This window comes from Amycolatopsis halotolerans, assembly GCF_042647905.1.
Lineage (GTDB): Bacteria > Actinomycetota > Actinomycetes > Mycobacteriales > Pseudonocardiaceae > Amycolatopsis > Amycolatopsis halotolerans.
Map to the genome: position 1 here is coordinate 87507 of NZ_JBHRWI010000079.1, position 26783 is coordinate 114289.

Genomic DNA, 26783 nt, shown 5'->3' on the forward strand with positions numbered 1-26783 from the left:
CGGTGCGCACTCGCCTGCTGGCTGTTCTCGTCACGCTCGCGCTCGCCGTCGTGGCGGCCTTCGCGGTGCCGCTGCTCTCCGCGACAGCCGATCAATGGACGCAGCAGCTGGTGATTTCGCGCAGCAGCGACGTCGATCGCTTCGTGGTGCTCGCGCAACAGGCTGTCGATTCCGGCGACGCGACCGCGTTGAACGCCGACGCGCGAGTGTATTCGTCGTTATACAGCGAAGGCGTGCTGATCGTCGACGCGCAACGGCGGCCGCTCGTCGAAACCGGCGGTCTGACCAGCAGCGATCCCGCCGCGCGGTCGATCATCGAGGCGACGCTGCGGAACGAGCCCGAGGCACCGGTCGAGCGGATCCGGCCGTGGTCGGACGCTCCGGTGCTCTTCGCCCGCCCGGTCGGCACCGGGACGCGGGTGTCCGGTGTGGTCCTGCTGCGGGCTTCGGTGACCGCCGCGGCGGCGGATGTCGGAGCCGCGTGGAGCGCCATCGCGGCCGGGGCGATGGTGGTCGCGGCGCTGTTCGTGTTGCTGGCGGTCCTGCTGTCGCGGTGGATGGTGCGGCCGCTGGTGGAGCTGGAAACCGGCGTGCTGGCGGTGGCGCGCGGCCGCCGGGCGCAGGTGCCGGAACGGTCCGGGCCGCGCGAACTGCGGTCGCTCGCGGCGTCGGTGAACCGGATGTCCGACGCGGTCGTCGAGTCGGCGAACCAGCAGCAGCGGCTCGTCGCGGACACGTCGCACCAGCTGCGCAACCCGATGGCCGCCTTGCGGCTTCGGCTCGACCTGCTCGGCACCGAGGTCGAAAACCGCCCGGCCTACGACGCCACGGTCGCGGAAGTCGAACGGCTGGAACGGATCCTCGACGGCCTGCTCGCCCTCGCCACCGCGGAAAGCACCGCGACCCGGCTGGCCGCGCGCGCCGACGACGAGCCCGCTGACCTGGCCGCGGTCGTGGCGGAACGGGTCGACGCGTGGCGGTTGTCCGCCGACGAAGCGGGCGCGACCCTCGTGCCGTGCGCGGGCCACACCGAGCCGCTGATGGTGCGCACGCCGGAGAGCGAACTCGCGCAGATTCTCGACGTCCTGCTGGACAACGCCGTCCACCACGCCGGGCAGGGAGCGACCATCACCGCCGCTTGGGAGTCCACTTCGGACACTGTCACGCTGATCGTCACCGACGACGGTCCCGGCCTTCCGCCCGAGGATATCGCCCGCGCCACCGAACGGTTCTGGCGCGCCGGAGGCGACGGCGCGCCGCGCGGAACCGGCCTCGGACTCGCGATCGCCCGGGAGCAAACCCGTGCGCGGGGCGGGGTTCTGGAGCTGCGCGCGGTCGAACCGCACGGCCTGCAGGTCCGGATCACGCTGCCCGCCGAGGTGACGCCATGACCGTCACCCGCCGCGCCGCGCTCCTTGGCGGCCTCGCCCTCGCACTCGCCGCGTGCGACGACACTTACCGCGGCCCGGACCGGCAGATCACCATCGCGTCCGGCGAACCCGGCGGTTTCTACTTGGCCTTCGCCGAGGTGCTGGCCGCCGAACTGTCGCGCGCCGAACCGCGGCTGCAGTGCAGTGCGCTGCGTACCGAGGCGAGCGTCGAGAACGTCGAACGGGTCCGCGACGGCACCGCGGATTTCGGGCTGGTGCTCGCCGACATCGCCCAATCCGCCATCTCCGGCGGCGCGCCGTTCGGCAAACCTGTTCCGCTGCAAGCGCTCGGCCGCGTCTACGAGAACTATCTGCAGCTCGTCGTCCGCGCCGAGGACCACATCACCGACCTGCGCGCGCTCGCCGGACGCCCGATCTCCGTCGGCGCGAGCCGCTCCGGTGCCGCGCAGCTGGGCGAACGGGTCTTCGCCGCGAACGGTGTCCCGGTCGAGGCGCAGCACCTGCCGCTGAACGACGCGGTCGCCGCGCTGCACGACCGCCGGATCGACGCGTTCCTGTGGTCCGGCGGGATCCCGACGCCCGCGCTCGCCGACCTCAACCGCACCACGCCGCTCGCGCTGCTCCCGCTGACGTCGGTGCTCCCCCAGCTACGCAAGGCGTACGGGCCGCTGTACGAGCAGGTGCAAGTGCCTGCCGGGGCGTATCGCGGGGTTGGCTCGCTGCCCACCATCGGTGTCGCGAATCTGCTGGTCTGTTCTCCTGCGCTGCCCTTCGACGTGGCTGCGGCGGTTGTGCGGGTGCTTGTAGAGCGCGCCGCCGAACTTGTGCCCGCGCAGGCTGTCGGGACGCAGTTCCTCGACGTGCGGACACTCATCGGGACCCAGCCCGTCCCCCTGCACCGCGGTGCCGCCGACACCTACCGCGCGCTGCACGGGTGATCGCTAGATTGGTCGGGTGACCGAACGCCGACCTCTCGCCGAAATGCCCCTCCGCGTGCGCTACCACGAATGCGATGCGCAGGGCATCGTCTTCAACGCGCACTACCTGGCCTACGCGGACATGGCGGCGTTCGAGGTCGAGAGAGCGCTCTTCGGCTCCCACGACGCGCTGCTCGCCACCGGGGTCGACGTGGTGGTCGCCGAGTCGAACCTGCGGTACTTCGCGCCGTGCCGGTTCGACGACGAGCTGGTGGTCGCGGTGTATCTCGTGCATCTGGGCACCACGTCGATGCAGTTCGAGCTGGAAGTCCGCCGCGGCGACACGGTGACAACCGAGATCCGGCTGCGGTACGTGTTCGTCGACACCGAGAACTACCGCAAGGCCGAACCGCCGCCGGAGGTGCGCGGGGCCTACGCGCAATACCTCCCCGAGGCGGCGTGATGTTCCGAGTGCTGTTCTACCGCCCCGAGATCCCGCCCAACACCGGCAACGCGATCCGGCTCGCGGCGAACACCGGGTGCGAGCTGCATCTGGTGGAGCCGTTGGGATTCACCTTGGAGGACAAGCAGCTTCGCCGCGCCGGGCTCGATTATCACGACCTCGCGCGGGTCCACGTGCATGCGGATCTGGCTGCTGCGTGGGAGGCTTTGCTGCCGTCAAAGGTGTATGCGTTCAGCGCCACGGCGACCCGGCTGTACACGGATGTGTCTTACGCGGCTGGGGATGTGCTGATGTTCGGGCCGGAGTCCGCCGGGTTGCCGGACGAGGTTCAACACGCGCCGGAGGTCACTGATCGGCTCCGGTTGCCGATGCTGCCGAACAACCGGTCGCTGAACCTGGCCAACACGGCCGCCATCGCCGTCTACGAGGGCTGGCGGCAGAACGGCTTCGCAGCGCCGTGAAGGACTCCTTGAGGGAATCTGGTTCCCTCAAGGAGTCCTTCACGGACTTACGGCAGTCTCTGGCCGAACACCAGCGCGGTGGCGGCGCCGGCCATCAGGATGATCGTCCCCAGCACCACCCACGGCTTGCTCGCGTCGGCGTTCTTCAGCTCGTAGCCGATCTGCTCGCCCAGGTCGGCGTACACGCGTTTCAGCTCGTCCGCGCTCGCCGCCTTGTAGAACTCGCCGCCGGACAGCCGGGCGATCTCGCGCAGCGATTCGTCGTCCACGCGGACGTCCTGCTGCTTCCCCTCGATGTCCACCGAACCGTGCTCGGTGCCGAACGAGATCGACGAGATCGGCATTTGCGCCTGCTTCGCCGCCTGCGCCGCGGTGTACGCGCCGCGCGGGGCGTACAGGTCTTCGGGCACCGTCTGCTTGCCGTCGCTCATCAGCACGATGCGCGCGGGCGGCGGGCCGTCCGCGCCGCCGACCACGGCGGAGAAGCTCTGGATCGACTGCATCGCCGCGTAAATGCCCTCGCCGGTGGCGGTGGACTGGGCGAGCTTCAGGTTGTCGATCGCCTTCGACACGCCCGCCCGATCCGTCGTCGGATTGACGAGCACGGTCGCGGTTCCGGCGAACGAGATCAGGCCCAGGTTGACGCCCGGCGTCATGTTCTGCGCGAACTGCTTCGCCGCGTCTTGTGCTGCCTTCAGCCGTGTCGGGGCGACGTCGGTGGCTTCCATCGACAGCGAAACGTCGATCACCAGCATGACTGTCGCCCGGTTGCGCGGCACTTTCTGCTCGGCCGTCGGGCCGGCCAGCGAGACCGTCAGGAACAGCAGCGACAGCACGATCAGCACCGCGGGCACGTGCCGGATCCAGCCCTGCGCCTTGGGCGCGACCTTCTCCAGCAGTTCGAGATTCGCGAACCGCATCACCCGGCGGCGGCGCTGCCGCTGCGACAGCACGTACGCGCCCGCCACCGCGGCGACCGCGAGCAGCAGCAAGAACCACCACGGCGAGCTGAAACCGGCGAGGCTCATGCCGTCGCCTCCTTACTGGTTGCCCGGGCGGCGGCCGCGTGAATGGCGATGGCGCTCATGCGACACCCCCGGACCAGCGACGCTTGCGGGCGACCACGAACCGCACCATGTCCGCGATCCAGTCGGAATCGGTGCGCAGCACCAGATGCGCGGCCCCGGCCCGGCGCAAACCGGCCGCGACCGTCTGCCGGTGCGCGTTCGCCGCCGCGCCGAATTCCTTGCGCAGCAACGCCGAAGCGTGCACTTCGCGCTGCCGTCCGGTCTCCGGGTCGGCCAGCACGACGGTGCCGACCTCCGGCAGGTCCACATCTCGCGGGTCGACGATCTCGATGGCGATCAGCTCGTGCCTTCCGCCGAGCGCGCGCAACGGGCGCTCCCAGTCGAGCGGGCCAAGGAAGTCGGAGATCGCGACCGCCAGGCCGCGCCGACGAGGCGGGCGGCGCAATTGTTCCAGTGCACCAGCGAAATCACCGCGGACGCCCTCGGCGGCACGAGGCGTTTCGGCCAGCCGCCGGACCAGGCCGCGGGCGTGTGGAAGCCCGCCACGCGCCGGGAGCCGGGTGATGCCTTCGCCGTTGGACACGAGCGCGCCGATCCGGTTTCCGCCGCCGCCGGTCAGGTGTGCGACAGCAGCGGTCGCGCAGACCACCAGATCCCGCTTCTCGCACAGCGCGGTGCCGAAGTCGAGGCTCGCGGACATGTCCGCGACGACCCACGTCTCCAGCTCGCGGTCCGCCACCGTCTCGCGGATGTGCGGCGTCGTCGTGCGCGCGGTGACCGCCCAGTCCATCCGGCGCACGTCGTCGCCGGGCTGGTACGGCCGCGCCTCGCCGGGCTCCGAACCCGGGCCCGGCACGAGGCCGAGGTGGTTGCCCTGGAGCAAGCCGTCGAGGCGGCGGCGCACTTCGAGTTCGAGGGTGCGCAGTCCCGCTTCCATCCGGTCGCCGCGCAGGACCGGCGGCGCCCAGCCGGGACGTCCGCCCGGGTCTTTCTCAGAGGTGCCAGCCACGCCGCTACCTGACGGGCGCGCCCGCCGGCACCGGGCCGGCGCCGCCCTGCGGCCGGGCCGAAACCTGCGGCAGCGGCACGGTCTGCAGGACGCGGGTGACGATGTGGTCCACCGGCACGCCGTCGGCCAGCGCGTCGTAGGACAGCACGAGCCGGTGGCGCAGCACGTCCGGCACGACGTCGACGACGTCCTGCGGGAGCACGTAGTCCCGGCCGCGCACGAGCGCCAGCGCCCGCGCCGCGGCGATGATGCCGAGGCTCGCGCGCGGCGAAGCGCCGTAGGACACCCAGCCCGCGACGTCGGAGAGGCCGTGGTCGTTCGGGGTGCGCGTGGTGAGCACCAGCCGCACGACGTAGTCGACCAGCGCGTGGTGCACGAACACCTGCGACGCGACGCCCTGCAGCCGGACCAGCTCGCCCGGGCTCAGCACCTCGTGCGGCTCGGGCGGCGTGACGCCCATCCGGTAGATGATCTCGCGCTCCTCCTCGGCGGAGGGGTACTCGACGAGGATCTTGAACAGGAACCGGTCGCGCTGGGCCTCCGGCAGCGGGTAGACGCCCTCGTTCTCGATCGGGTTCTGCGTGGCCAGCACGAGGAACGGGTCGGGCATCGGGAAGGTCTTGCCGCCGATCGACACGTGCCGCTCGGCCATCACCTCCAGCATCGCCGACTGCACCTTCGCCGGGGCGCGGTTGATCTCGTCGGCCAGCACGAAGTTCGCGACGACGGGGCCGAGTTCGACGTCGAAGCGCTCGGCGCCCTGGCGGTAGATGCGCGTGCCGAGGATGTCGGCGGGCACCAGGTCGGGGGTGAACTGCACGCGGGAGAACGAACCGCCCACGACGCGCGCGAACGTCTCGACCGCGAGCGTCTTCGCGACCCCCGGCACGCCTTCGAGCAGCAGGTGCCCCTTCGCCAGCAGCCCGACGAGCATGCGCTCCACCAGCCGGTCCTGTCCGACGATGACGCGCTTCACCTCGAACACGGTGCGTTCCAGCAGCTGGGCGTCCCGCGCCGGGGTGCCGGGCTGCTGCCCGTTCGCTCCCTCGGCGAAGCCGGGCTCGGTCACTCTTCCTCCAGGGGTTTCACGTCTGCGTGCTCGCCCGCGACCCTACTGGGTCGAGAACTTCCCGCGACGGTAGCCAATCGCATCGCCGGTGTGACAGCTGTGAAGCCCCTGTCAGCGGTGCTTTTCCAGGTCCTCCGGCGTGTCGATGTCGTCGCTCTCGCCGGGTTCGGCGGCCGCCTCGGCGATCCGCAATCCGCCGAGCGTCCGGCGTAGCGACGCGTTCTCCGGACGTTCGGGCATCGCCTCGCGCAACGGCTCGGCGTGCCAGGCGCTTACCAGCCATTGCCGCTCCCCTGCTGCATCAACGAGGACGGCGCCGTCTGCTGTGCCCACAGTGGACCGCAGCCGGTCCACTGTGGAGCGGCGGATGCCCGGGAGATCAGCGGCGAGCAGCACGACGATCTCGGCGTCGCCTACTGCCTCTAGCCCCGCGGCGAGCGCGGCGACCGGCCCCGCGCCAGGAACGGCTTCACGGGCCCAGACGACCGCGTCGTATCCCGGCCGCCTCGGCCCGCACACCACGACCGGATCCGCCCCGGCCAGCGCCTCGACCGCCCGGCCCAGCAAGGACATCCCGCCGACCCGCAGCTCCGGCTTGTCCACTCCGGACAGCCGCCGCGCCGACCCGCCGGCGAGCACGATCCCCGCGAACCGGGTGCGTTCAGTCATGACCCCAGGGTGCCCGCCGCCGGAAAGCGGGAGCGGCGGGGGTGGGTGCTCGGCTCTCCGCCGCGAAAACCCGCGCGCGCTCCGAGGTCGGGCGGGTTAGGTTGCCGACGTGCCCGACGCCGCGCGGCTGCTCGCCGCTTACGACCGCGAAGTCCGCCAAGCCGAGCTGACGCAGGCCGAACCCGGACAACAGCTGACTCTCGACGGCCCGCTCGCCCGCCTCACCGGCGGCCGCCGCGGTTTCGTCTCCGGCCCGCCCGACCTCGGCGTGACCGGCGCCGCGCTCGACGAGCTGATCGCCCGCCAGCGTGCGTTTTTCGCCGCCCGCGGCGAGGAGTTCGAATGGAAAACCCGCAGCCACGACCGTCCCGCGGAGCTTCCCGAACGCTTGCTGGCCGCCGGTTTCACGCCGGAGGAAACCGAAACCGTCCTCATCGCGCCGCTGGACTCGGTCGCTGCCTCGGCCCCGCCGTCCGCCGACATCGTCGTGCGCGAGGCCGACGGCGACGACGACCTGCTGCGCATCGCGACTCTCTCGGCGACGGTGTTCGGCCACGAAGAGGCCGCGGTCGCCGCGGATCTGCTCGCCCGCGCCCGTGCCGATTCCGGGACCACCACGCACGTCGTCGCCGAAGCGGACGGCCGGTTCGTGGCCGCGTCCCGGCTGGAACTGGTGCCCGGCACCGGATTCGCCGGACTGTGGGGCGGCGCGACCCTGCCCGAATGGCGCGGCCGGGGTCTCTACCGCGCGCTCGTGGCGCACCGGGTCGGCGCGGCGCGGGCTCGCGGAGTGGACTACCTGCAGGTCGATGCGCTGCCTACGAGCCGCCCGATCCTCGAACGGCTGGGCTTCACCGCGGTCACCGAAACGACGCCATACGTGTGGAGCCCGCTCAGCCGATCAGGCGCGTCGCGTACGGCATGATCCCGCCGTACCGGACCGAAACCACGCGCACGTACGAACCCGACTGCGGGGCCTCGACCATCTGCCCGTTGCCCAGGTACAGGGCGACGTGGTGGATGCCGCCCGAGCCGCCCCAGAAGAGCATGTCGCCGCGGCGCATCTGGGACAGCGGCACCCGGCGGCCCGAGGTGTACTGGTAGCCGCTGAAGTGCGGCAGGCCCTGCACGCCGGCGAAGGCGTAGATCATCAGGCCGGAGCAGTCGAAGCCGATCTTGCGGTAGTCGCCGTACCGGTCGGCCACGCCGCCGTCGCGGATGCCGCGGGTCGGGCCGCTGCCGTTGCCGCCGCCCCACGCGTACGGCATGCCCACCTTGGACAGCGCCCGCGCGATCACGGCTTCGATCGAACTTCCCGCCGCCGGGGACGGACGGCTGCGGCTTCCGCCGCCGTTGTCATCGTCGCCGCCGTCGTCATTGTTGTTGTTCGCCGCGGCCGCCCGCAGCGCCGCCTGCCGCGCGCGCTCCTCGTCCTCGCGCTGTTTCTGCGCGACCCAGTCCTGGTAGCGCTGGCGCTGCCCCTGCAGGCCGTTGACCTTCGCCTGCGCGGCGTAGAGCTGCTGCTCGACGGAGTTCTTGTTGGCTTCCAGCTGCGTGTTCTGCGCGGCCTGGGCCTGCTGCGCGGACACGGCGGCGGACTGCGCGGAGTCCGCGGTGCCCTTCGCCTGGGTGGCCGCGTCCTGCTTCTGCTGCGCGAGCTCCAGCGCCTTGCGCGCGGCGGAGTCCTTGTTGGCCTTCTCGGTCTGGGCCTGCTGGAGCCGGTCCATCGCGTTGAGCCGCGAGCCGCCGATGGCGTTGAGCAGCTGGGCGCGGGCGAGCAGGTCCTTCGGGCTGTCCGAGGTGAGGTACGCCGAGACCGACCCGATCGTGCTGCCCTGCTCGAAGCTCGCGGCGGCGAACTTCTTCGCGTCCGCGCGGGCCTTCTCGATCGCGCCGACCGCAACGTCCGCCTCCTGGCGCGCGGACTTCGCGTCGTTCTGCGCCTGGGTGGCCTCGTCCTGCGCGGTCTGCAGGTCGACCAGGGCCTTCATGGCCTGTTCCTGCTTCAGCTCGACGTCGTCCTGCAGCGAGCTCAGCTTCTGCTCGGCCTGGGCGAGCTGGTTGGTGAGCCGCCCGACCTCGCCCGCTTTCGCGTTGGCGTCGCCCTTGGCGTCGGTGATCGACGAATCGCTCGGGTTCGGCGGCGGAGGGGGCACCGCGAGCCCCGTGCTCGTCGCGCCGAGCAGCGCGACCAGGGTGACCGCCGCAACCGTCAGGCCGCGCCGGGCTCCGGCGCCGTGCACCGGCGCACCCGCCGTCCCGGACCGTCCCCGCCTGGCCATCACGCCCCGCCACCTCCGCTCGCCGGCCGCCCGCGCGCCGTTTCGGACAAGCACGGACACACCGCGTACCACTGCAGTCACACCACTATCACAAGCAACAGGGAGAACTTACACACCGCGGAGATCATTTCCCCTGTTCGGGGGACCTGCCGGAGGAGCGTGTCCGCATGGCGTAGGTCACTCCGCGTGTCGTCTTGAACGAAATACAGGACACGCGTACTGTTTGGAACGACGGACGAGGTGTGCCCTCCCGGTTCCGGTCTTACGGTGGGGGTGCGCAAGACTCGCCTGGGTCGACCCGACGACCCGGAAACGACACCGAACTGACCCGGGAGGACACGCCGGCGGCGGCGTGGAATCCATGCCACTGGAGTTAGACGTGACTGCACCTAGCAAGGACAGCTTCGGCGCCAAGGACACCTTGCAGGTGGAAGAGAACTCGTACGAGATCTTCCGCCTGGACAAGGTCGAAGGCGCCGCCCGGCTGCCCTACAGCCTGAAGATCCTCCTCGAGAACCTGCTGCGCACCGAGGACGGCGCGAACATCACCGCCGACCACATCCGCGCGCTCGGCGGCTGGGATCCGAACGCGGACCCGTCGATCGAGATCCAGTTCACGCCCGCCCGGGTGATCATGCAGGACTTCACCGGCGTGCCCTGCGTGGTCGACCTGGCCACCATGCGCGAGGCCGTGACCGCCCTCGGCGGCGACCCGGACAAGGTCAACCCGCTCGCGCCGGCCGAGATGGTCATCGACCACTCGGTGATCATCGACGTGTTCGGCCGCGCGGACGCCTTCGAGCGCAACGTGGAGATCGAGTACGAGCGCAACCGCGAGCGCTACCAGTTCCTGCGCTGGGGCCAGGGTGCCTTCGACGAGTTCAAGGTCGTCCCGCCGGGCACCGGCATCGTGCACCAGGTCAACATCGAGCACCTGGCCCGCACGGTCATGGCCCGGGGCGGCCAGGCGTACCCCGACTCCTGCGTCGGCACCGACTCGCACACCACCATGGTCAACGGCCTCGGCGTGCTGGGCTGGGGCGTCGGCGGCATCGAGGCCGAGGCGGCCATGCTGGGCCAGCCGGTGTCGATGCTGATCCCGCGCGTCGTCGGCTTCAAGCTGACCGGCGAGATCCCGGCGGGCGTCACCGCGACCGACGTCGTGCTCACGATCACCGAGATGCTGCGCCGCCACGGCGTGGTCGGCAAGTTCGTCGAGTTCTACGGCGAGAGCGTCGCCCAGGTGCCGCTGGCCAACCGCGCCACCATCGGCAACATGAGCCCGGAGTTCGGCTCCACCGCGGCGATCTTCCCGATCGACGACGAGACCGTCCGCTACCTCAAGCTCACCGGCCGCTCGGCCGAGCAGGTCGCGCTGGTCGAGGCGTACGCCAAGGAGCAGGGCCTCTGGCACGACCCGGCGCACGAGGCGCAGTACTCGGAGTACCTCGAGCTGGACCTGTCGACGGTCGTCCCGTCGATCGCCGGCCCGAAGCGCCCGCAGGACCGCATCGAGCTGACCGACGCGAAGTCCTCGTTCCGCAAGTCGGTGCACGACTACGCCGAGGACGAGCAGCCCACCCCGCACACCAACGTCGACGAGACCGTCGAAGAGACCTTCCCGGCCTCCGACCCGGCCGCGCTGTCGTTCAAGGACGAGACCGCCGTGCCGGTGCAGTCCGCGGCGAACGGGGCCACCGGGCGCCCGACCAAGCCGGTCAAGGTGTCGACCGCCGACCGCGGCGACTTCATCCTCGACCACGGCGCCGTGGTGATCGCCTCGATCACCTCGTGCACCAACACCTCCAACCCGTCGGTCATGCTGGGCGCGGCGCTGCTCGCGCGCAACGCGGTCGACAAGGGCCTGTCGGTCAAGCCGTGGGTCAAGACGTCGATGGCGCCGGGCTCGCAGGTCGTCACCGACTACTACACCAAGGCCAACCTCTGGCCCTACCTGGAGAAGCTGGGCTACCACCTGGTCGGCTACGGCTGCACCACCTGCATCGGCAACTCGGGCCCGCTGTCGGACGAGATCTCCGCCGCGATCCAGGAGAACGACCTCACCGCGGTCTCGGTGCTCTCGGGCAACCGGAACTTCGAGGGCCGGATCAACCCGGACGTCAAGATGAACTACCTGGCGTCCCCGCCGCTGGTCATCGCCTACGCGCTGGCCGGGACGATGGACTTCGACTTCGCGACGCAGCCGCTGGGCCAGGACACCGACGGCAACGACGTGTTCTTGAAGGACATCTGGCCGTCGGCGCAGGAGATCCAGGAGACCATCGACTACGCGATCACGCAGGAGATGTTCACCAAGGACTACGCCGACGTCTTCGACGGCGGCGAGCGCTGGAAGTCGCTGCCCACCCCGGAGGGCAAGACCTTCGAGTGGGACGCCGAGTCCACCTACGTCCGGAAGCCCCCGTACTTCGACGGCATGGCCGCCGAACCGGCTCCGGTGCGGGACATCTCGGGCGCCCGCGTGCTGGCGAAGCTGGGCGACTCGGTCACCACCGACCACATCTCCCCCGCCGGCGCCATCAAGGCGGGCACCCCGGCCGCGCAGTACCTGGTCGAGCACGGCATCGAGCGCAAGGACTTCAACTCCTACGGCTCGCGCCGCGGCAACCACGAGGTCATGATCCGCGGCACCTTCGCGAACATCCGGCTGCGCAACCAGCTGCTGGACGACGTGCAGGGCGGCTACACCCGCGACTTCACCGTCGAGGGGGCCCCGCAGGCGTTCATCTACGACGCGGCCCAGAACTACGCGGCGGCGGGCACCCCGCTGGTCGTGCTGGGCGGCAAGGAGTACGGCTCCGGTTCCTCGCGCGACTGGGCGGCGAAGGGCACCAGCCTGCTGGGCGTGCGCGCGGTCATCACCGAGTCGTTCGAGCGCATCCACCGCTCCAACCTGATCGGCATGGGCGTCATCCCGCTGCAGTTCCCGGCGGGCGAGTCGGCGTCGTCGCTGAAGCTGGACGGCACCGAGACGTTCGACATCGAGGGCATCACGAAGCTGAACGACGGCGAGACGCCGCGGACGGTCCACGTGACGGCCACCAAGGAGGACGGCTCGAAGGTCGAGTTCGACGCGGTCGTCCGCATCGACACCCCGGGCGAGGCGGACTACTACCGCAACGGCGGCATCCTGCAGTACGTGCTGCGGAAGATGACGCAGTCCTGACGGCCTGAAACCCAGCTTGCGGCCCGCTCCGGTTCTCCCGGGGCGGGCCGCACTGGTTTCCGGCTGCCCCGGACCGTCCGTGAGGGGAACCCTGAGGGAATCTGATTCCCTCAGGGTTCCCCTCACGACCCGCGACGGTCGCGAGGTGCCCCTCCACGACCCGCTCCCCGCCGCCGCATGCACCCAATGTGGCATTCGGTGCGTCACATGCACCCAATGCGGCATTCGGTGCGTCACATGCACCCAACGCCACATTGGGGCGCTAGCCCCGCCCGAAACCGCAGCCGATGCACCCGAATCGAGGCACCCACACCACCCCCGCACCCCGATACGAAGCCAAAAACGCGGCGCGGAGGTGCTTGTCAAGGCATCTTTCCCGCCTTGACAAGCACCTCCGCGCCGTAGTCACAATCGGGCTTCGGGGTGCCCCACGCAACCGCTCAAAAGCAATGTCGCCGCCAGGCGACGAGCCGCCCCCGACCCGCAGCGCCCCTCTTAACCGACCACAGCCCCAGTCTTAGGGTCCAGCTTCAGCGGTTTCGCCTTCGGATGCGAGAAGTCGAACATCCCCGTCAACGGCGCCGCCAGCACATCGAACGACCCGCCGCCGATCCGCCCGAGATGCCAGTTGTCCTCGATGAACCGCAGTACCGACGTCTGGTCCGTCATCGTGTGGTCGACGTGATTCACCTTGCTGTACGGCGAAATCACCAGCAGCGGCAGCCGCGGGCCGTAGCCGCACCGATCCGCGAAGCCGCCCAGCTTCACCGGCTTCGACGTGCACACCGACGCGTCCTGGGCCGAATCGTGCGAGCCGTTGAGGATCTTCGGCGCGACGTGGTCGTACCAGCCGTCCGAATCGTCGTACGCCAGCACGATCGCGGTGTTCTTCCACTGCGGCGACGCCTGGATCCGGTTGATCTCGTCAGCCACGAAAGCCTGCTCGTCCAACGGATCCGAGTAGCCCGCGTGCCCGTCCTGGTACTCCGGGGCCTTCAGGAAGCTCACCGCGGGCATGGTGCCCGCGGCGAGTGCGTCGTTGAAGTCGCGGACGTCGTACTGGTGGTTCGCCTGGTCGTGCTGGCCCACCGCGTGCAGCGAGGACGGCGGGAGGTGCTTCCGGTTCGCGGTCGACTGGTAGTACTGGAACGGTTCGTGGTGCGGGCTGTAGTCGACGGACGCCTGGCCGCCCACGTTCGGGTGTTTCGTCCCGCAGACGGCGTATCCGTTCGCCTCGCCGGTGGGCTGGAAGCCGCCCTCGAACCAGCCCCACGTGACGCCGCGCGCGTTCAGCAGGTCGCCGACGTTGCGGCCCTGGAACGCGCCGAGGTTGTCCTTCGCGGTGTGGTTCTTGTCCGAGCAGTCGTCGAACGCCGGGTCCGGGTCGGTGATCATGGTGCCGACGCCGCGGGAGTCCGGCGAGGCCGCGGTGTGCGGGTCGACCTTCGGCTCGCCGGTGACCGAATCGACCGGCTGCAGGCCGTGCGTCTGGCCGGAGACGAGGTTGATCGCGCCGGGGCTGGACGGGCCGAAGACGGTGTTGAAGGAGTTGTCGTTCAGCGCGTAATGCTGGGCGTAGTTCCACATCGCGGTGACGGTGTTGCCGTCGAAGTAGTTCATCACCAGGCCGGGTTCGCCGAACAGCACCGGCTGCCCGGTGCACTTGTCCTTCTCGGTGTACTCGACGAACTTGTCCATCTTGCCGCCGTTGAACGCGGCCTGTTCCTTCTTGTAGTCGTGCGCCTGGTCGCAGGTGAGCGCCTGGTCCGGGCTGAGGCGCTTCGGGTTGTAGGCGTTCGGGTTTCGCTGCAGCAGGTCCGGCGTGAGGCCGTTGACCTTCGGCGTGCCGGGCGCGGCGTGGAACGGGGTGCCGTTTTCGTTGGTGGCGTTCGGATACGTGCCGAAATAGTGGTCGAAGGAGATGTTCTCGCCGAAGATCACCACGACGTTCTTGATCGGCGTCGACGTCGTGAACGTCTCGGCGGCGATCGCGTGCGCCGGTGCCGAGGTCGACGCCGCGCTGCTCGCGCACGCCGCGGCCAGCGCCGCGGTCGCCGCCAGCGCGGCCGCCGCGGTGGCCCGCTTCCTGGTCCGCTTCACTGCAGAACTCCTTCCGCTCAGCCCAGCACTGCCCGGCCGTAGTGGTCGGCCGGATCCGTCACGCCCGGGAAGAGGTGGAAATACCCGCCCCCGAACGGCGAGACGTAGTCGGTGAGCGGCTCCCCGGCGAGCCGCTTCTGCACGGCCTCGAACTGCTGCTCGAGATCGCGCTGGTAACAGGTGAAGACGAGGCCCATGTCGAGGTTGCCGTTGGAGTCCACGCCGCGGTCGTAGTTGACCGCGCGGCGCAGGATCCGCTGCCCGTCGGTCTGCGGGGTGCGCGGGTTCGCGAGCCGGATGTGGCTGGTCAGCGGGATGACGGTGCCGATCGGGTCCTCGGCGTAGCGCGGCGCGTCCTGCTCGGCCGCGCCGTCGAGCGGCGCGCCGGTGTCGCGGCGGCGGCCGATCATGTTCTCCTGCTCCGACAGCGACACCCGGTCCCAGAATTCGACCAGCATGCGGATCAGCCGGATGACCTGGTAGCTGCCGCCGTCGTCCGTCCACACCAGACTGTCCGCTTCGGACGGTGCGGGATTCGCGGTGCCGTCCTTGAAGCCGAGCAGGTTGCGCGGTGTCCCGGCCGGACGCGGCGGCGAGCTGAACCCGTCGATCTTCCAGCGCAGCTGCATGCCGCCGCGAGTCGCGCGGGCGATGTCGCGCAACGCGTGCAGCACGGTGTCCGGTTCGGCGGCGTTGAGCACGAGGCTCAGATCTCCGTGGCACCACTGCGGATCGAGCGCGTCGTCCGGGAACATCGGCATCTGCTTGAGCTTCGGCGGTTTGCGCGCGGCCAGCCCGTACCGGTCGTCGAACAGCGACGCACCGGCGCCGACGAGCACCGACAACTGTCCTTCCGGGACTTCCGGGCCGAGGACGCCGGAATCCGCGGGCGGTCCGGTGATCCCGACCGACGCGGGCGCGCCGCCGCTGGTGAGGAACCGCGCGCGGTCGGTGAGTTCCTTGAGCAGCGCGGTGAGTTCGGTGCGGTTCTCGGCGACGACGTCGAACGCGGCGACGATCGAATGTCTCGCGGGTTCCGCCAGCACGGCCGTCTGCCGGGGACCGTGGAACGGCACCGCTCCCCCGGCCGCCGTCGCGCTTCCGGACAGGCCGACCAGGCCCGCGCCCGCTCCAGCGGCTGCCGCTCCGCGCAGGAACGCGCGCCGCCCCAGGGTCACGAGGTCCTCCTTGGCTCGGCGATCGCCGCGACCGGGGCCAGGCGTTCGGTCAGCTCGGAGACGTCGGCGTTGATCCGCTGCCGCTGCTTCCGGTCCAGGGCGGGCAGCGGTTTGCCAGCGACGGCCCGCAGATCGCGATCGGTGCGGGCGATCCAGGCGTCGAGGTCTTTCAAGCCGGGGAACCGGGTGGTCAGGAGCGGACGCAGCACGTCAAGGACCGCGCGGGTGCCGGTGAGGTTCGCGCCCGCGGTCGCGAGGTTCGAGCCGCTGCCGTAGTCGGTGCGGCCGGTCAGCTCGAACTGGAGGGTGTTCTCCATGATCTCGTGCGCGCGCAGGCCGAGGTCGTTCTGGTCGATCTGGGCGTCGGCGAACGACGTGCGCAGCTTCTGGACCGCTTGGTCGAGCTGATCGGCGACCGGGCTCAACGCGGGCATCGCTTCGTTGTGCCACAAGCCGTTCTCGAGCCGGTGGAACCCGGTGAAGCCCGGATCGGCGGCTCCGCCGGGCAGCCCGGCGGTGGTGCCGTTGATCGCCCCGTCCGAATCGCCGAAGGCGTTGTAGGCGGCGCCGAGCCGTTCATAAGTCAGGTGCGCGGCGAGCCAGGCTTGTCGCGCCGCGCCGCGATTCCCCGACCGGACGGCTTGCGCCAGCGCGGCGGTCTGGCCGGTGAGCGTGCCGAGGCCGTCGGCGACGTACCCGTGGTACTGCTTGAGCGGCCCGAGCAGATCGGCGTTGGTCACCGGGACCACCGCCGGTCCCGGACGGGCCGCGCCGCCGGTGACCTGGACCGTCGGGCCGACGAACGGCGTGCCGTCCTCGGGTGCGCAGCGCAGGGCGTACGCGCCGTTGGCGAAGTTCACCGGCAGCGCGCGCGTCGTGCCCGGGCCGACTCCTTCCAGCTCCCCGAAGACCGTGCCGGTGGCCGGGTCGACGAGGTCGATTTCCATCGTGACAGCGGCGTCGTTGCGGACCTGGAGAGTCTGCGGCCCGGCCGGCGGCGCGGTCCAGCCGTCGCCGCAGGCCGAGCGCGAAACCGCGACCGGACCGGGCTGGGCGGGCGAGCCAGAGCAGCCGGAGAGCACCGCGGTCCCGACCAGGACCGCCGTCCACCTGGCCGCGCCGAACCCGCCCGCCCAGCGCCGCACGTCAACTCCCCTCAGGTGAACTTCTGGCGGACACTTTCACCGATCCGCCGACCGCTGACAAGAGGGTTGTGCCGTTATGCCCGTTTCCGGCGCAAGATCCACCGATAGATCAACCGATCAGCCGTTCGCGGGCGTCGTGAAGGGCTGCCGGTCCGGCTGGAACACCTGGCCGTCGGCGGGAACCTTCAGGTCGATCAGGTACGCGGCGGTCGCGTCGTCGACACCCCGCGCGCGGCCGAGGATGCAGTGGCCGAACGAATCGACCGACAGCAGCCGGGAGTTGCCCAGCTCCTCGGCCATCCGCTGGCCGAAGCGGTACCGCGTGGCCGGGTCGTAGAGGTTGCTGACCACCAGGACCGGCGTAGCGGTGTTCGCGCGCCACGGCCCGCGGTACGGGTCGGACGTCTTCGCGGCCGGCCAGACCGGGCAGGCCGCGATGTCGGAGAACACCTGGTAGCGGCCGAACGTCGGCGATTCCCGGTCCGCCTTGCCCGCGATGCCCGGCACCTGCTCCTGCTTGATCCGCATCGGCTTGTCCGCGCAGTTCACCGCGAAGTACGAGTCGTTGCCGGTGTACGGGCTGTCCGGGGCGAGGTCGAGCAGACCGCCGCGGCCCGCGGACAGAGTGCCCTTCCGTGCGGACTGGGCCTGCAGCGACGGGTGCAGCACCGAGTACGCCTGCTGCAAGCCCTCGGCCAGCTCGCCGAACGAGTCCGGCGAATACATCGCGCTCGACGCCGCGCTGATCAGCGTGCCCAGGTCCACCTTCTGACCGCCGGGCAGCGTGATCGGGTCGGTGCGCACGTGCTCGCGCAACTCGTCGAACTTCGCCCGCGGGTCGCCCGCGCTGAACGCGCACTTGTCGCCGGCCTGAGCACAGCGCTCGAGGAAGCCGTCGAGCGCGATCTCGAAGCCCTGCGCCCGCGCCAGGTCGTAGGTGACGCCGTCGTTGGTGCGCAGCTGCGGGTCGACGTTCCCGTCGATCACGATCGCCCGCGTCTGCTTCGGGAACATCGCGGCGTAGGTGGACCCGACGAGGGTTCCGTAGGAGAAGCCGGTGTAGGTCAGCTGCTGGTCGCCGACCGCGGCGCGCAGCTGGTCGAGGTCTCGCACCACGTCGCGGGTGGACATGTGGTCCAGCAGCGCGCCCGCGTTGCGGCGGCAGAACTGGCCGTAGTCGCGGTACCCGGCGAGGGTGCTCGAGATTTCGTTGCGCGACAACGGAACCGGCAGCAGCTGGCTCTGGACGTCCTGGGCGTCCTCGGCCGTGGTGAAGCAGCGCAGCGGGTTGCTGGCGCCGACGCCGCGCGGGTCGAACCCGACGAGGTCGAAGCGGTCCATCACCTGCGGACGGAAGGTGCGGTCGCCGGAGATCGGCATCCGCAGGCCGGACCCGCCCGGGCCGCCCGGGTTGAGGAACAGCGACCCGATCCGCTGCCCGGGAATCTTCGCGGCGCGCTTCATCAGCGCGATGTCGATGCTGCCGAGCGACGCGTCGTCGTGGTCGATCGGCACGCGGTAGAGCGAGCAGCTGTACAGCTTCACTTGGTCTTCCGGGACACCGCGCAGCTGTTCTTTGGTGCAGTCCTCCCACTTGACCGGCGCGGTGCGCGCGATCTCCGCGGGTTTGGCCGGTCGGGCCTGCGCCGCCGGGCCGGCTGGCGCCGCGACGGCAGTGCCAGCCAGCCCGGTCAGCGCGGTCGCGATCGCCGCGACCAGTGCTCCGGTTCGTGCTCTTCTCGATCCGCGCACGTGGAATCTCCCCTGTTTGCGCGCCCGCCTGATTACGGGGCGTCACCGAGACTGGCATAATCCGGCCAAGCCGGGCACCGGCCAAAAGGAGGATGTGCGGGTTCGGACGAGCGACAACGCGCGCTCAGGAGCAGTCCTCGACGACGGGCCGGACCGAGCCGCGCCCGCACACCGAGAGCTGAGCCCGGGCGGCTCCGCGCCCCGGCTGGGGAAAGGCCGCGCGAGCGGGAAGCGTCCAGCCGACGTGCCCCGGGAACGCTCAGCAGCGGGACAGCACGAACACCGGGAAGTCCCGCCGCGCCTCGTCCCGTTCCATCTGGTAGCCCGGCCAGAATTCGAGCAGTTCCGCCCACATCCGGTCGTACTCCGCGCCTTCCAGCTCCCGCGCCTTGACCTCGATCTCCCGGCCGCGCAGCGCGACCGTCGCCCTCGGGTTCTCGCGGAGGTTGTGCGTCCACGCCGGGTTCTGCGGGCGGCCCCAGTTGGAGCCGGTGAGCACGAACTCGCTGCCGTGCGGGTAGTACAGCAAGTTCGTGCTCCTCGGCAGGCCGCTGCGCCTTCCGGTGGTGGTGAGCCGCAGGGACGGCAGGCCGGCCAGGCCGACCAGGCTGATCCGGCCGCCGAACCACCGGTGCAGCTGCCGGTCGGTCGCGATGATGGCGCGCGACGCGCCCATCAGCCTGGGCTGGGTGCCGAGCTTGCGGGCGAGCGCCGCGACAGGGTTACGCACGCACTGATCTTGCCAAACTCACCCCGAACCGCTGCTGTGAGTCTGTCCACCATTGTTCCAGCGCGAACCCGGCGGCGTTCAGTTCCGCCTCGACGCCGCCGCGCCGGAACTTCGCCGACACCTCGGTGCGGATGTGCTCGCCCTCGGCGAAGGGCACGACCAGGTCCGCGCCGGGGATGCGCACCTCCGTCCGGTTCCGGGCGCGCAGGCGCATTTCGATCCACTCGTGCTCGGCGTTCCAGTGCGCGACGTGGTCGAACTCGTCCGGGTCGAAGTCCGCGCCCAGTTCGGTGTTGATCACGCGCAGCACGTTGCGGTTGAAGGCCGCGGTGACGCCGGCCGCGTCGTCGTAGGCCCGCTCCAGCGTTTCCCGGTCCTTCACCAGGTCGGTGCCGAGCAGCAGCCACTCCCCTTCGCCGAGCACGTCCCGCACCGAGCTCAGGAACTCGGCGCGTTCGCCGGGCAGGAAATTGCCGATCGTGCCGCCCAGGAAGGCCACGACCCGCGGCGCGGTGCCGGGCAGCAGCCGCAGGTGCTGGGTGAAGTCGCCGACCACTCCGCGCACCTCGAGCTTCGGATAGTCCGCCGTGATCGCCGCGGCGGCCTCGGCGAGCGCGGATTCCGACACGTCCATCGGCACGAACGCTTCCAGCGTGCCGTGCGCGGTGAGCGCGTCCAGCAGCAGCCGGGTCTTCTCGCTCGACCCCGAGCCCAGCTCGACGAGCGTGTGCGCGCCGGTGCGTTCGGCGACCTCAGCCGCCCGCTGCGCGAGGACCTCGCGCTCGCTGCGGGTCGGGTAGTACTCCGGCAGGGCGGTGATCTTCTCGAACAGCTTGCTGCCTTCGGCGTCGTAGAACCACTTGGGCGGCAACCACTTCTGGTCGGCCGTGAGCCCCTCGCGCACGTCCGCGCGCAGTTCGGCGGCCACGTCCCGGCGATGGCTCTCCAGATCCGCTTCGGTCATCCGGCGGTGCTCCGTTCCAGGGTCAGGGGAAGGATGTCGACGCCGGCCGCGGTGACGCGCACGGCGTGGTGGTCGGGCACGGCGGTCCAGGCCGGGTCCGGATCGCACGGCTCCGACGCCAGCACCACGCCGGTTTCCGTGCGGCGCACGGACAACGCGTGCGTCCAGGCGGTGCCGACGAGCAGTTCGCCGTCGGTGAGGAGAAGGTTCAGCCGGGAGCCGGGGGCGACTGCCTCGACCTCGCGCACGAGGGCGGTCGCCGCTTCGAGCGGCTCTTCCCCCGCGCGCAGCCGAGCCCGCAGCAATGCCCACAGCAGCGCGGAATCCGTCGGCGCTTCGAGCGTGAACAGCTCGGTCACGTCCAGCCGTCCGGCGAGCCCGCGCATCGAGCCGGGCCAGCCGCGGACCACGCCGTTGTGGCTGAACAGCCAGCGGTCCTCCAGGAACGGCGCGGCGGCCGCCTCGGTGACCGGCATACCGGTGGTGCCGTTGCGCACCGCCGCGACGAACGCGCGAGTGCGCACCGAAGCGGCCAGCGCGGGCAGCGTCTGGTCGGTCCACAACGGCTCGCGGCGGCGGTACCGCTGCGGCGGCGCGCCCGGTTCCGGGTACCAGCCCAGGCCGAAGCCGTCGGCGTTCACCGAACCGCCGCCGCGCATGTCGAGCGGCGCGTACGACTGCACGAGCAGCGCGTGCGGCGCGGCGAACATCAGCTCCGCCGGGGACACCGGCGCGCCGAGATAGGCGAGATGACGGCACATCCGGCTAGCCCGCCTCGCCCGGGCGCGGGTCGCGCGCGCACCGGAAGCCGGAGAAGATCTGCCGCCGGATCGGGTAGTCCCAGTTGCGGAACGTGCCCCGGATCGCCGCCGCGTCGGTGCCGAACGACCCGCCGCGCAGGATCTTGTGCTCCGGTCCGAAGAAGACCTCCGAGTACTCCCGGTACGGGAACGCCGAGAAGCCCGGGTAGCCGTGGAAATCCGTGCTCGTCCACTCCCAGACGTCGCCGATCAGCTGGTGCACGCCCAGCGGCGACGCGCCGGCCGGATACGCGCCCGCCTCGGCCGCGCGCAGGTGGCGCTGCCCGAGGTTGGCGTGCTCGGCGGTCGGTTCCTCGTCGCCCCACGGGAATCGCCGCGACCGCCCGCTCGCCGGGTCGTGCCGGGCGGCCTTCTCCCATTCCGCCTCGGTCGGCAGCCGCTTGCCCGCCCAGCGCGCGTACGCCTCGGCCTCGTAATACGAAACGTGCACGACCGGTTCGTTCTCCGGGACCCGCTCGTGCACGCCGAAGCGGGTGCGCCACCAGCCGTCCGGTTCGCGGCGCCAGAACCGGGGCGCGGTGATGTCGTGCTCGCGCAGGTACGCCCAGCCGGGCTCGCTCCAGAGCCGCCGCTGGTCGTAGCCGCCGGATTCCAGGAACTCGACGTACGCGCCGCAGGTGACCGGAGCGGTGTCGAGGACGAAGGCGGGCACGTCGATCTCGTGCGCCGGGCGTTCGTTGTCCAGCGCCCACGGTTCGGCGGTGGTGCCCATGGTGAAGCGGCCGCCGGGCACGAGCACCTCGGCGGGCAGCTTGCGGGCGGGCGCGGGCGGCGGCTCCGGGGCGTGCAGGACCGGTTCGCCCTTGCGCAGCTGGTGGGTGGCCAGCATGGTCTCGTCGTGCTGCTGCTCGTGCTGGGTGATCATGCCGAACGCGAACGCGCTCTCGGTGAGCCGCCGTCCGTCCAGCGGAGCGGTTTCCAGGACGTCGAACGCCTTGTCGCGAACTTCCTTCACGTAAGCGCGGGCCTCGGCCGGGCCGAGCAGCGGCAGCGCCGGGCGGTCCGCGCGGGCGTGCTGGAAGGCGTCGTAGAGGTCGTCGATGTCCGGGCGCAGCGGCTCCCGGCCGCCGACGTCGCGGACCAGCCACAGCTCTTCCTGGCTGCCGATGTGCGCGAGGTCCCACACCAGCGGCGACATCAGCTTCGAATGCTGCCGCACGAGGTCCTCGTCGTCGACCGCGTCGGTGAGGGCCACGCTGCGCTCGCGCGCCCGGGTGAGGGCGGCGGCCGTGTGCGCCCGCAGGTCTTGCGGGCTCAGCTCCAGCAACGGGTTCTGTTCGGGGATGGTGCTCATCGCTCCTGACTCCTCGAGTCCGGGGTGTGCCGGGCGCGCGGCCCGGCGGTGATCTCGGTCCTGCTCATCGGTCCTGGCGCGGCACTCCGGCGGCCCGGGCGCGCAGCCCGGCGACCAGCCCGGCGACGGCGCCCTCGGGAAGCCCGGTGGCCGGAAGCCCGTCGATGCCCAGCTCCACCAGCTCCCTGGCGACCGCCGCCAGTTGCGCTTCGGCCATTCCGCGCCGCGCGGCGTCGACCCACCGGCCCGCCGCGGGCGCGCACACCTCCCGCACCTTGTCCACTGTGGACTGATTCGCCAGCAGCGCGGTGACCAGCGCTACCGGCGGCAGCCATTCCCCCGGCGGCTGCCCGTCCAGGTACCTCAGCTCGAGGTAGCCCTGCGGCCGCACCGGGGTGAACATCGTGGTGAGGTGGTAGTCGAGGTCCGCGACCGTCGGGCGGCGCAGCACGGTGGCCGCGCCCCGGCCGCTGATCCACTCGGCGAAGGTGAGCCCGTCGGGCGCGTCCCACGGCCGTTCTCCGCGCGGGAACACCATCAGCGGCGTGTCCATCATCCGCCGGGCCCATTCGCGGGCCGGGTCCGGGCCGGGTTCGGGCGACTGGCTCCGCACTGGTTCGGTTTCCAGCACCGCGAGCCAGCGCGCCGAGGCGAATCCGGTGTCCGCTCCGGCGTGCACGCGGGAATTCGCGAACAGCGCCAGCAGCGGCGGACCCATCGCGTGCGCGGCCGCCCAGCGCGCGGCGACCTCGTGGGTTTCGCCCGCGTCCACGCAGATCTGCAGGCCCGCGGTGCTGCACATCATGGTGATGCCGCCCGCCCCGATCGGGGCGAACCGGCGTTCCATGGCGGCGTAACGGGGCGTGCGCAGAATGCGCCGGGGCGGCCGGTGCTCGTCGATGCCCGCGGCGCCGAGTTCGAGGCCGTGGCGGGCGAGAAGACCGGTGAGATGAGCGAGATCGGCCTCCACAGCCGCGTGCAGATCACGCAGCGAGGCCTGCGGCGGAGCGGAGATCTCCACCTGGCACCCGGGTTCCAGGCTCACCGGCGCACCGGCCGGGAGCGGGATCGCGGGGCTGTCGGGGCGCAGCGTCCGCGGGGTGTGCGGGCCGAGCGCCGTGGCAAGGACATCGGGGTCGAGAGGGCGGACCGGGTCGCCGGTGTGGTGCACGGTGAACTCGAGTTCCACCCCGAGCAGTCTCGGCGGGCCGTGCTTGAAACACACCGAAGCGACGTACTGCTCCCCCTCCGCGCGGTCGGCAAGCACCCGCGCGGTCAGGTTCGCCGCGCTCCCGGATCTGTCCGGAAAATCGTGCACTGCAGTCATCTGTCGCCGTCCGGATCAGGAGGTCCGCGGGGCCGGACCTCGTCGCTTCGCGACGCTACACGCGGGGTCTGACAAAAACAGGGCCGCGAAGTCGGGGAGGCGATCGATAAGCATCTCGTAATCTGTGTTGACCTGGGAGTTCACCGGAAAGATCAGACTCGTGCGCACTGCTCCATCCGGGGCACCCCGGCCGCACCGGCAAGGCGGGTTCGGAGCCCGGGCCCAGTTCGACCACGGCATCCCGCACCGCGGCGGCCGCGAGTACAACGCCGGACGCCGAATCCGGGCCGTCCCGCTCACGGCAAGACGTATTCCGTGCCCAGGCCCCAACTCAGCCGCGGGATCCCGCACCGCGGCAACCACCAGATGTGACGGCGGAGCCCAGCGCGAACACATCGATTCCCTGCGGGCACAGGCCGAAATCGGACATCAGCGCCACGCCGAATCCGGAGCACCCGGCTCACGGCAAGGCGGGTTCCGTGCCCAGCCCCAACTCGGCCGCGGCGTCCTGCACCGCCGCGACCACCAGGTGCAACGCCGGACGCCGGATCTCCGTGCGGCGATAGGCGATCGACACCGTCCGCAGCAACGGCGGGGCCAGCGCGACCACGTCGATCCCCGGCGGGCGCAGCAGCCGCAGGCCCAGATCGGACACCAAGGTGACCCCCAGACCGGCACCGACCATCGCCATCGCGGTCGACTGTTCCTCGACCTCGTGATTGATTTTCGGCTGGAAACCGTGCCGCTGGCAGGCAATCCGGATCGCACGGCCGAAATGGGACTTAGGGCTCGCCAGGATCCACGGGTGCTCCGCCAGCGCGTCGAGCGGCGCCGTGGCGGACGGCAGCGCGCCCGCCGGGACCGCCGCGTGCAGCCGTTCCACCGCGACTACCGCGCGCTCCAAGCCGTCGCTCCACTCCATCGGGGCATCGGAGTAGTCGATGACGAACGACAGGTCCAGCGTGCCGTCCCGCACCGCGTCCGCGGTCGCTTCCGGGGCGAGTTCCTTCGTCCGCACTTGGATTCCCGGGTAATCGGCGGCCAGCGCGGTGAGCGCGGTCGGCAGTAAACCCGAGGCTACGGACGCCCACACGCCCGCGGTCAGCCGTGCGGACATCGAGCCCTGCGCTTCCTCAAGCGCGAGCGTCGCGCGCTCGACCGACCCCAGGATCTCCTCGGCGTGCTCGGTGAGCAGGATGCCGAGTTCAGTCAGCTGGACCCGGCGGCCGAGCCGTTCGAACAGCTTCGCGCCGACGTCGCGTTCCAGCTGCGCGAGTTGCTGCGACACCGCCGAAGCGGTGTAATGCAACGCTGCGGCAGCCGCGGTGACTGTGCCCCTGCGACGCAGTTCGCGGAGCATCCTCAAGCGGTGCAACGAAAGCTCCATGTACGAACCCTAAACAACTTCGTGCACATTCGGTAAATGGACGCGGGCCCCGATCGGGCAGCACCCTCGGAAGCAGGCGGCGAACCGCGCCGCCGGCGGACCCGAGGAGGTGAGTGGCTCGATGGACACGCGGATCGCCGAACCGCTGATGAAGCTCACGTGGACGGACCCGGTCACGGGCGCGCGCGGCTACCTGGTCGTGCACAGCCTGGTTTCCGGCGTCGCCACGGGCGGCACGCGGATGCGCGCCGGCTGCACGGTCGACGAGGTGGCCGACCTCGCGCGCGGCATGGCGAACAAGACGGCCGCGTTCAACCTCCCGGTCGGCGGCGCGAAGGGCGGCATCGACTTCGACCCGAAGGACCCGCGCGCGACCGGCGTGCTCACCCGCTTCTGCGAGTTCCTGCGGCCGTGGCTGGACGCCAGCTGGGTGACCGCGGAGGACCTGGGGGTGCCGCAGCACCTCATCGACGAGGTTTTCGCGACGCTCGGGTTGGAGCAGTCGTACCACGCCGCGATCCGCCGGTCGGCTGATCCGGCTCGGACGCTTCGGCGGGTTCAGGCCGGGCTCAATGCGCCTGTTCCTGGCGGGCAGTTGCTCGGGGATGTGATTGGCGGTTACGGGGTCGCGCAGGCTTGTCTTGGGGCGGCTAATACTTGGGGGTGGGGGGTTGCCGAGACCTCTGTCGCGATCCAGGGGATCGGGACTATGGGGGGCGGTGCGGCTTGGTACCTGCATGAAGCGGGGATGAAGGTCGTCGCTGTCGCCGATGCTGCCGGGACGTTGTACGACCCGGAAGGGTTGGACGTGCCTGCGTTGCTGGAGTTGCGGGACCGGTTCGGGGAGGTTGACCGGGGGCGGTTGCCTGACGGGGTTCAGTTGTTGCCTCGTGAGGCTGTCGTGTCTGTTGACGCGGACATCTTTGTGCCTGCGGCTATTTCTTATGCGTTGCGGGTGGACAACGAGAATCTCGTGAAGGCCAAGGTGGTGGTCGAGGCGGCCAATGCTGCTACTACGCCTGAGGCTGAGGCGGCGTTGTCTGCGCGTGGAGTGGCGGTGATTCCGGACTTTATCGCCAATGCCGGGGCTGCTGCTTGGGCCTGGTGGTTGCTGCTTGGCGAGGTGGGGGCGGATCCGGCGGATTCGTTCTTGCGGTTGCGGACTGAGATGCAGGCGAAGGTCGCGTTGGTGTTGGCGGAGTGGCATTTGGATCGGGTTCCGCCTCGGGTTACCGCTTTGCGGCAGGCGGAGGTTACTCGGGAGGCTCGCACTGCTGAGGCGCTTAGTCCTCTTGGGGCACCTGCGTTGATGATTCCCTGACGGCTCGTCGCCTGGCGGCGACATTGCGCCCTTGGTTGCGTGGGGCACCCCGAAGCTTGATTGTGATGACGGTCCGAGGGTGGTTGTCAAGGCTGGAAAGATGCCTTGACAACCACCCTCAGACCCCATTTTGGCTTCGTATCGGGGTGCGGGGGTGGGCTGGACGCCTCGATAGCTGGGTGTGCTGGCTGCGGTTTCGCGGGTGGTCCGTGAGGGGAACCCTGGGGGAATCTGAGTCCCTCAGCTTGAGTTTTAACTCTTGGTGTCTGTTTTTATGGTTTTGCCGGG

Annotated in this window: 22 protein-coding genes; 7 read left to right on the forward strand and 15 right to left on the reverse strand. The window is 70.6% G+C overall.

Translation table 11 applies throughout. The annotated features are described in order from the left end of the window. Nucleotides 1-2: 2 nt before the first annotated feature. Genes ACFORO_RS45555 through ACFORO_RS45570 form a run of 4 tightly spaced genes read left to right on the forward strand, consistent with a single transcriptional unit; the run spans nt 3 to nt 3232 of the window. Entirely contained in the window at nt 3-1391 is a 1389-nt protein-coding gene (locus tag ACFORO_RS45555) for a sensor histidine kinase (RefSeq protein WP_377873548.1), read from the forward strand. After that, nucleotides 1388-2329, forward strand: coding sequence for a TAXI family TRAP transporter solute-binding subunit (locus tag ACFORO_RS45560; RefSeq protein WP_377873547.1), 942 nt, complete (start codon nt 1388-1390; stop codon nt 2327-2329). Before ACFORO_RS45555 ends, ACFORO_RS45560 begins: the two co-directional genes overlap by 4 nt. A gap of 16 nt (nt 2330-2345) precedes the next feature. Further along, nucleotides 2346-2771, forward strand: a complete 426-nt coding sequence (locus ACFORO_RS45565; protein WP_344274064.1) for an acyl-CoA thioesterase — start codon at nt 2346-2348, stop codon at nt 2769-2771. Continuing rightward, nucleotides 2771-3232 (forward strand): tRNA (cytidine(34)-2'-O)-methyltransferase, encoded by a 462-nt coding sequence (locus ACFORO_RS45570; protein WP_377873546.1) that lies wholly within the window; start codon nt 2771-2773, stop codon nt 3230-3232. The genes ACFORO_RS45565 and ACFORO_RS45570 overlap by 1 nt, the downstream gene beginning before the upstream one ends. A gap of 47 nt (nt 3233-3279) precedes the next feature. Here ACFORO_RS45570 and ACFORO_RS45575 read toward each other — a convergent pair whose 3' ends face one another. The 4 genes from ACFORO_RS45575 to mobA all read right to left on the reverse strand — a co-directional run bounded on the left by ACFORO_RS45575 (nt 3280) and on the right by mobA (nt 7007). Further along, entirely contained in the window at nt 3280-4260 is a 981-nt protein-coding gene (locus tag ACFORO_RS45575; protein ID WP_116206855.1) for a VWA domain-containing protein, read from the reverse strand. 55 nt (nt 4261-4315) lie between these two features. Further along, entirely contained in the window at nt 4316-5197 is an 882-nt protein-coding gene (locus ACFORO_RS45580; protein ID WP_377873594.1) for a DUF58 domain-containing protein, read from the reverse strand. 76 nt (nt 5198-5273) lie between these two features. Then, nucleotides 5274-6338, reverse strand: coding sequence for an AAA family ATPase (locus ACFORO_RS45585; RefSeq protein WP_377873545.1), 1065 nt, complete (start codon nt 6336-6338; stop codon nt 5274-5276). 111 nt (nt 6339-6449) lie between these two features. After that, complete coding sequence (gene mobA, locus ACFORO_RS45590; RefSeq protein ID WP_377873544.1) at nt 6450-7007, reverse strand: molybdenum cofactor guanylyltransferase; 558 nt, start codon at nt 7005-7007, stop codon at nt 6450-6452. 109 nt (nt 7008-7116) lie between these two features. On the opposite strand from mobA, the gene ACFORO_RS45595 reads away from it, so the two are divergent. Next, nucleotides 7117-7932 carry a GNAT family N-acetyltransferase gene (locus ACFORO_RS45595; protein WP_377873543.1) on the forward strand — a complete coding sequence of 272 codons (816 nt, stop codon included), beginning with the start codon at nt 7117-7119 and terminating at the stop codon, nt 7930-7932. Here ACFORO_RS45595 and ACFORO_RS45600 read toward each other — a convergent pair. Continuing rightward, nucleotides 7901-9289 carry an NlpC/P60 family protein gene (locus ACFORO_RS45600; RefSeq protein ID WP_377873542.1) on the reverse strand — a complete coding sequence of 463 codons (1389 nt, stop codon included), beginning with the start codon at nt 9287-9289 and terminating at the stop codon, nt 7901-7903. The genes ACFORO_RS45595 and ACFORO_RS45600 overlap by 32 nt on opposite strands. 361 nt (nt 9290-9650) lie before the next feature. On the opposite strand from ACFORO_RS45600, the gene acnA reads away from it, so the two are divergent. Next, nucleotides 9651-12476 (forward strand): aconitate hydratase AcnA, encoded by a 2826-nt coding sequence (gene acnA / locus ACFORO_RS45605; protein ID WP_377896778.1) that lies wholly within the window; start codon nt 9651-9653, stop codon nt 12474-12476. A 495-nt stretch (nt 12477-12971) separates the two neighbouring features. Here the strand turns inward: acnA and ACFORO_RS45610 are convergent, their stop codons facing one another. The 10 genes from ACFORO_RS45610 to ACFORO_RS45655 form a co-directional block, all read right to left on the reverse strand. Continuing rightward, nucleotides 12972-14576 (reverse strand): phospholipase C, encoded by a 1605-nt coding sequence (locus tag ACFORO_RS45610; protein WP_377873541.1) that lies wholly within the window; start codon nt 14574-14576, stop codon nt 12972-12974. Nucleotides 14577-14593: 17 nt separating this feature from the next. Continuing rightward, nucleotides 14594-15754, reverse strand: a complete 1161-nt coding sequence (locus ACFORO_RS45615; protein WP_377873540.1) for a Dyp-type peroxidase — start codon at nt 15752-15754, stop codon at nt 14594-14596. After that, the gene (locus ACFORO_RS45620; RefSeq protein ID WP_377873539.1) at nt 15751-16899 is read right to left on the reverse strand and encodes an EfeM/EfeO family lipoprotein; all 1149 of its coding nucleotides are present in this window, start codon (nt 16897-16899) and stop codon (nt 15751-15753) included. The genes ACFORO_RS45615 and ACFORO_RS45620 overlap by 4 nt, the downstream gene beginning before the upstream one ends. Nucleotides 16900-17016: 117 nt before the next feature. Next, nucleotides 17017-18651, reverse strand: a complete 1635-nt coding sequence (locus ACFORO_RS45625) for an alpha/beta hydrolase (RefSeq protein WP_377873538.1) — start codon at nt 18649-18651, stop codon at nt 17017-17019. Between the two features lie 259 nt (nt 18652-18910). Next, nucleotides 18911-19381, reverse strand: a complete 471-nt coding sequence (locus tag ACFORO_RS45630; RefSeq protein ID WP_377873537.1) for a nitroreductase family deazaflavin-dependent oxidoreductase — start codon at nt 19379-19381, stop codon at nt 18911-18913. Then, nucleotides 19374-20345 carry an L-histidine N(alpha)-methyltransferase gene (gene egtD, locus ACFORO_RS45635; RefSeq protein WP_377873536.1) on the reverse strand — a complete coding sequence of 324 codons (972 nt, stop codon included), beginning with the start codon at nt 20343-20345 and terminating at the stop codon, nt 19374-19376. The genes ACFORO_RS45630 and egtD overlap by 8 nt, the downstream gene beginning before the upstream one ends. Next, entirely contained in the window at nt 20342-21106 is a 765-nt protein-coding gene (gene egtC / locus ACFORO_RS45640; RefSeq protein ID WP_377873535.1) for an ergothioneine biosynthesis protein EgtC, read from the reverse strand. Before egtC ends, egtD begins: the two co-directional genes overlap by 4 nt. Nucleotides 21107-21110: 4 nt before the next feature. Continuing rightward, nucleotides 21111-22460: an ergothioneine biosynthesis protein EgtB gene (gene egtB / locus ACFORO_RS45645; protein ID WP_377873534.1), complete on the reverse strand. Its 1350-nt coding sequence runs from the start codon at nt 22458-22460 to the stop codon at nt 21111-21113. A 64-nt stretch (nt 22461-22524) separates the two neighbouring features. Then, on the reverse strand, nt 22525-23787 hold the full coding sequence (locus ACFORO_RS45650; protein WP_377873533.1) for a glutamate-cysteine ligase family protein: 1263 nt from the start codon (nt 23785-23787) through the stop codon (nt 22525-22527). A gap of 460 nt (nt 23788-24247) precedes the next feature. Then, complete coding sequence (locus ACFORO_RS45655) at nt 24248-25174, reverse strand: LysR family transcriptional regulator (protein ID WP_377873532.1); 927 nt, start codon at nt 25172-25174, stop codon at nt 24248-24250. 121 nt (nt 25175-25295) lie between these two features. Here ACFORO_RS45655 and ACFORO_RS45660 point away from each other — a divergent pair, with 121 nt between their 5' ends. After that, entirely contained in the window at nt 25296-26495 is a 1200-nt protein-coding gene (locus tag ACFORO_RS45660; RefSeq protein ID WP_377873531.1) for a Glu/Leu/Phe/Val dehydrogenase dimerization domain-containing protein, read from the forward strand. The last annotated feature ends 288 nt before the right edge of the window (nt 26496-26783 follow it).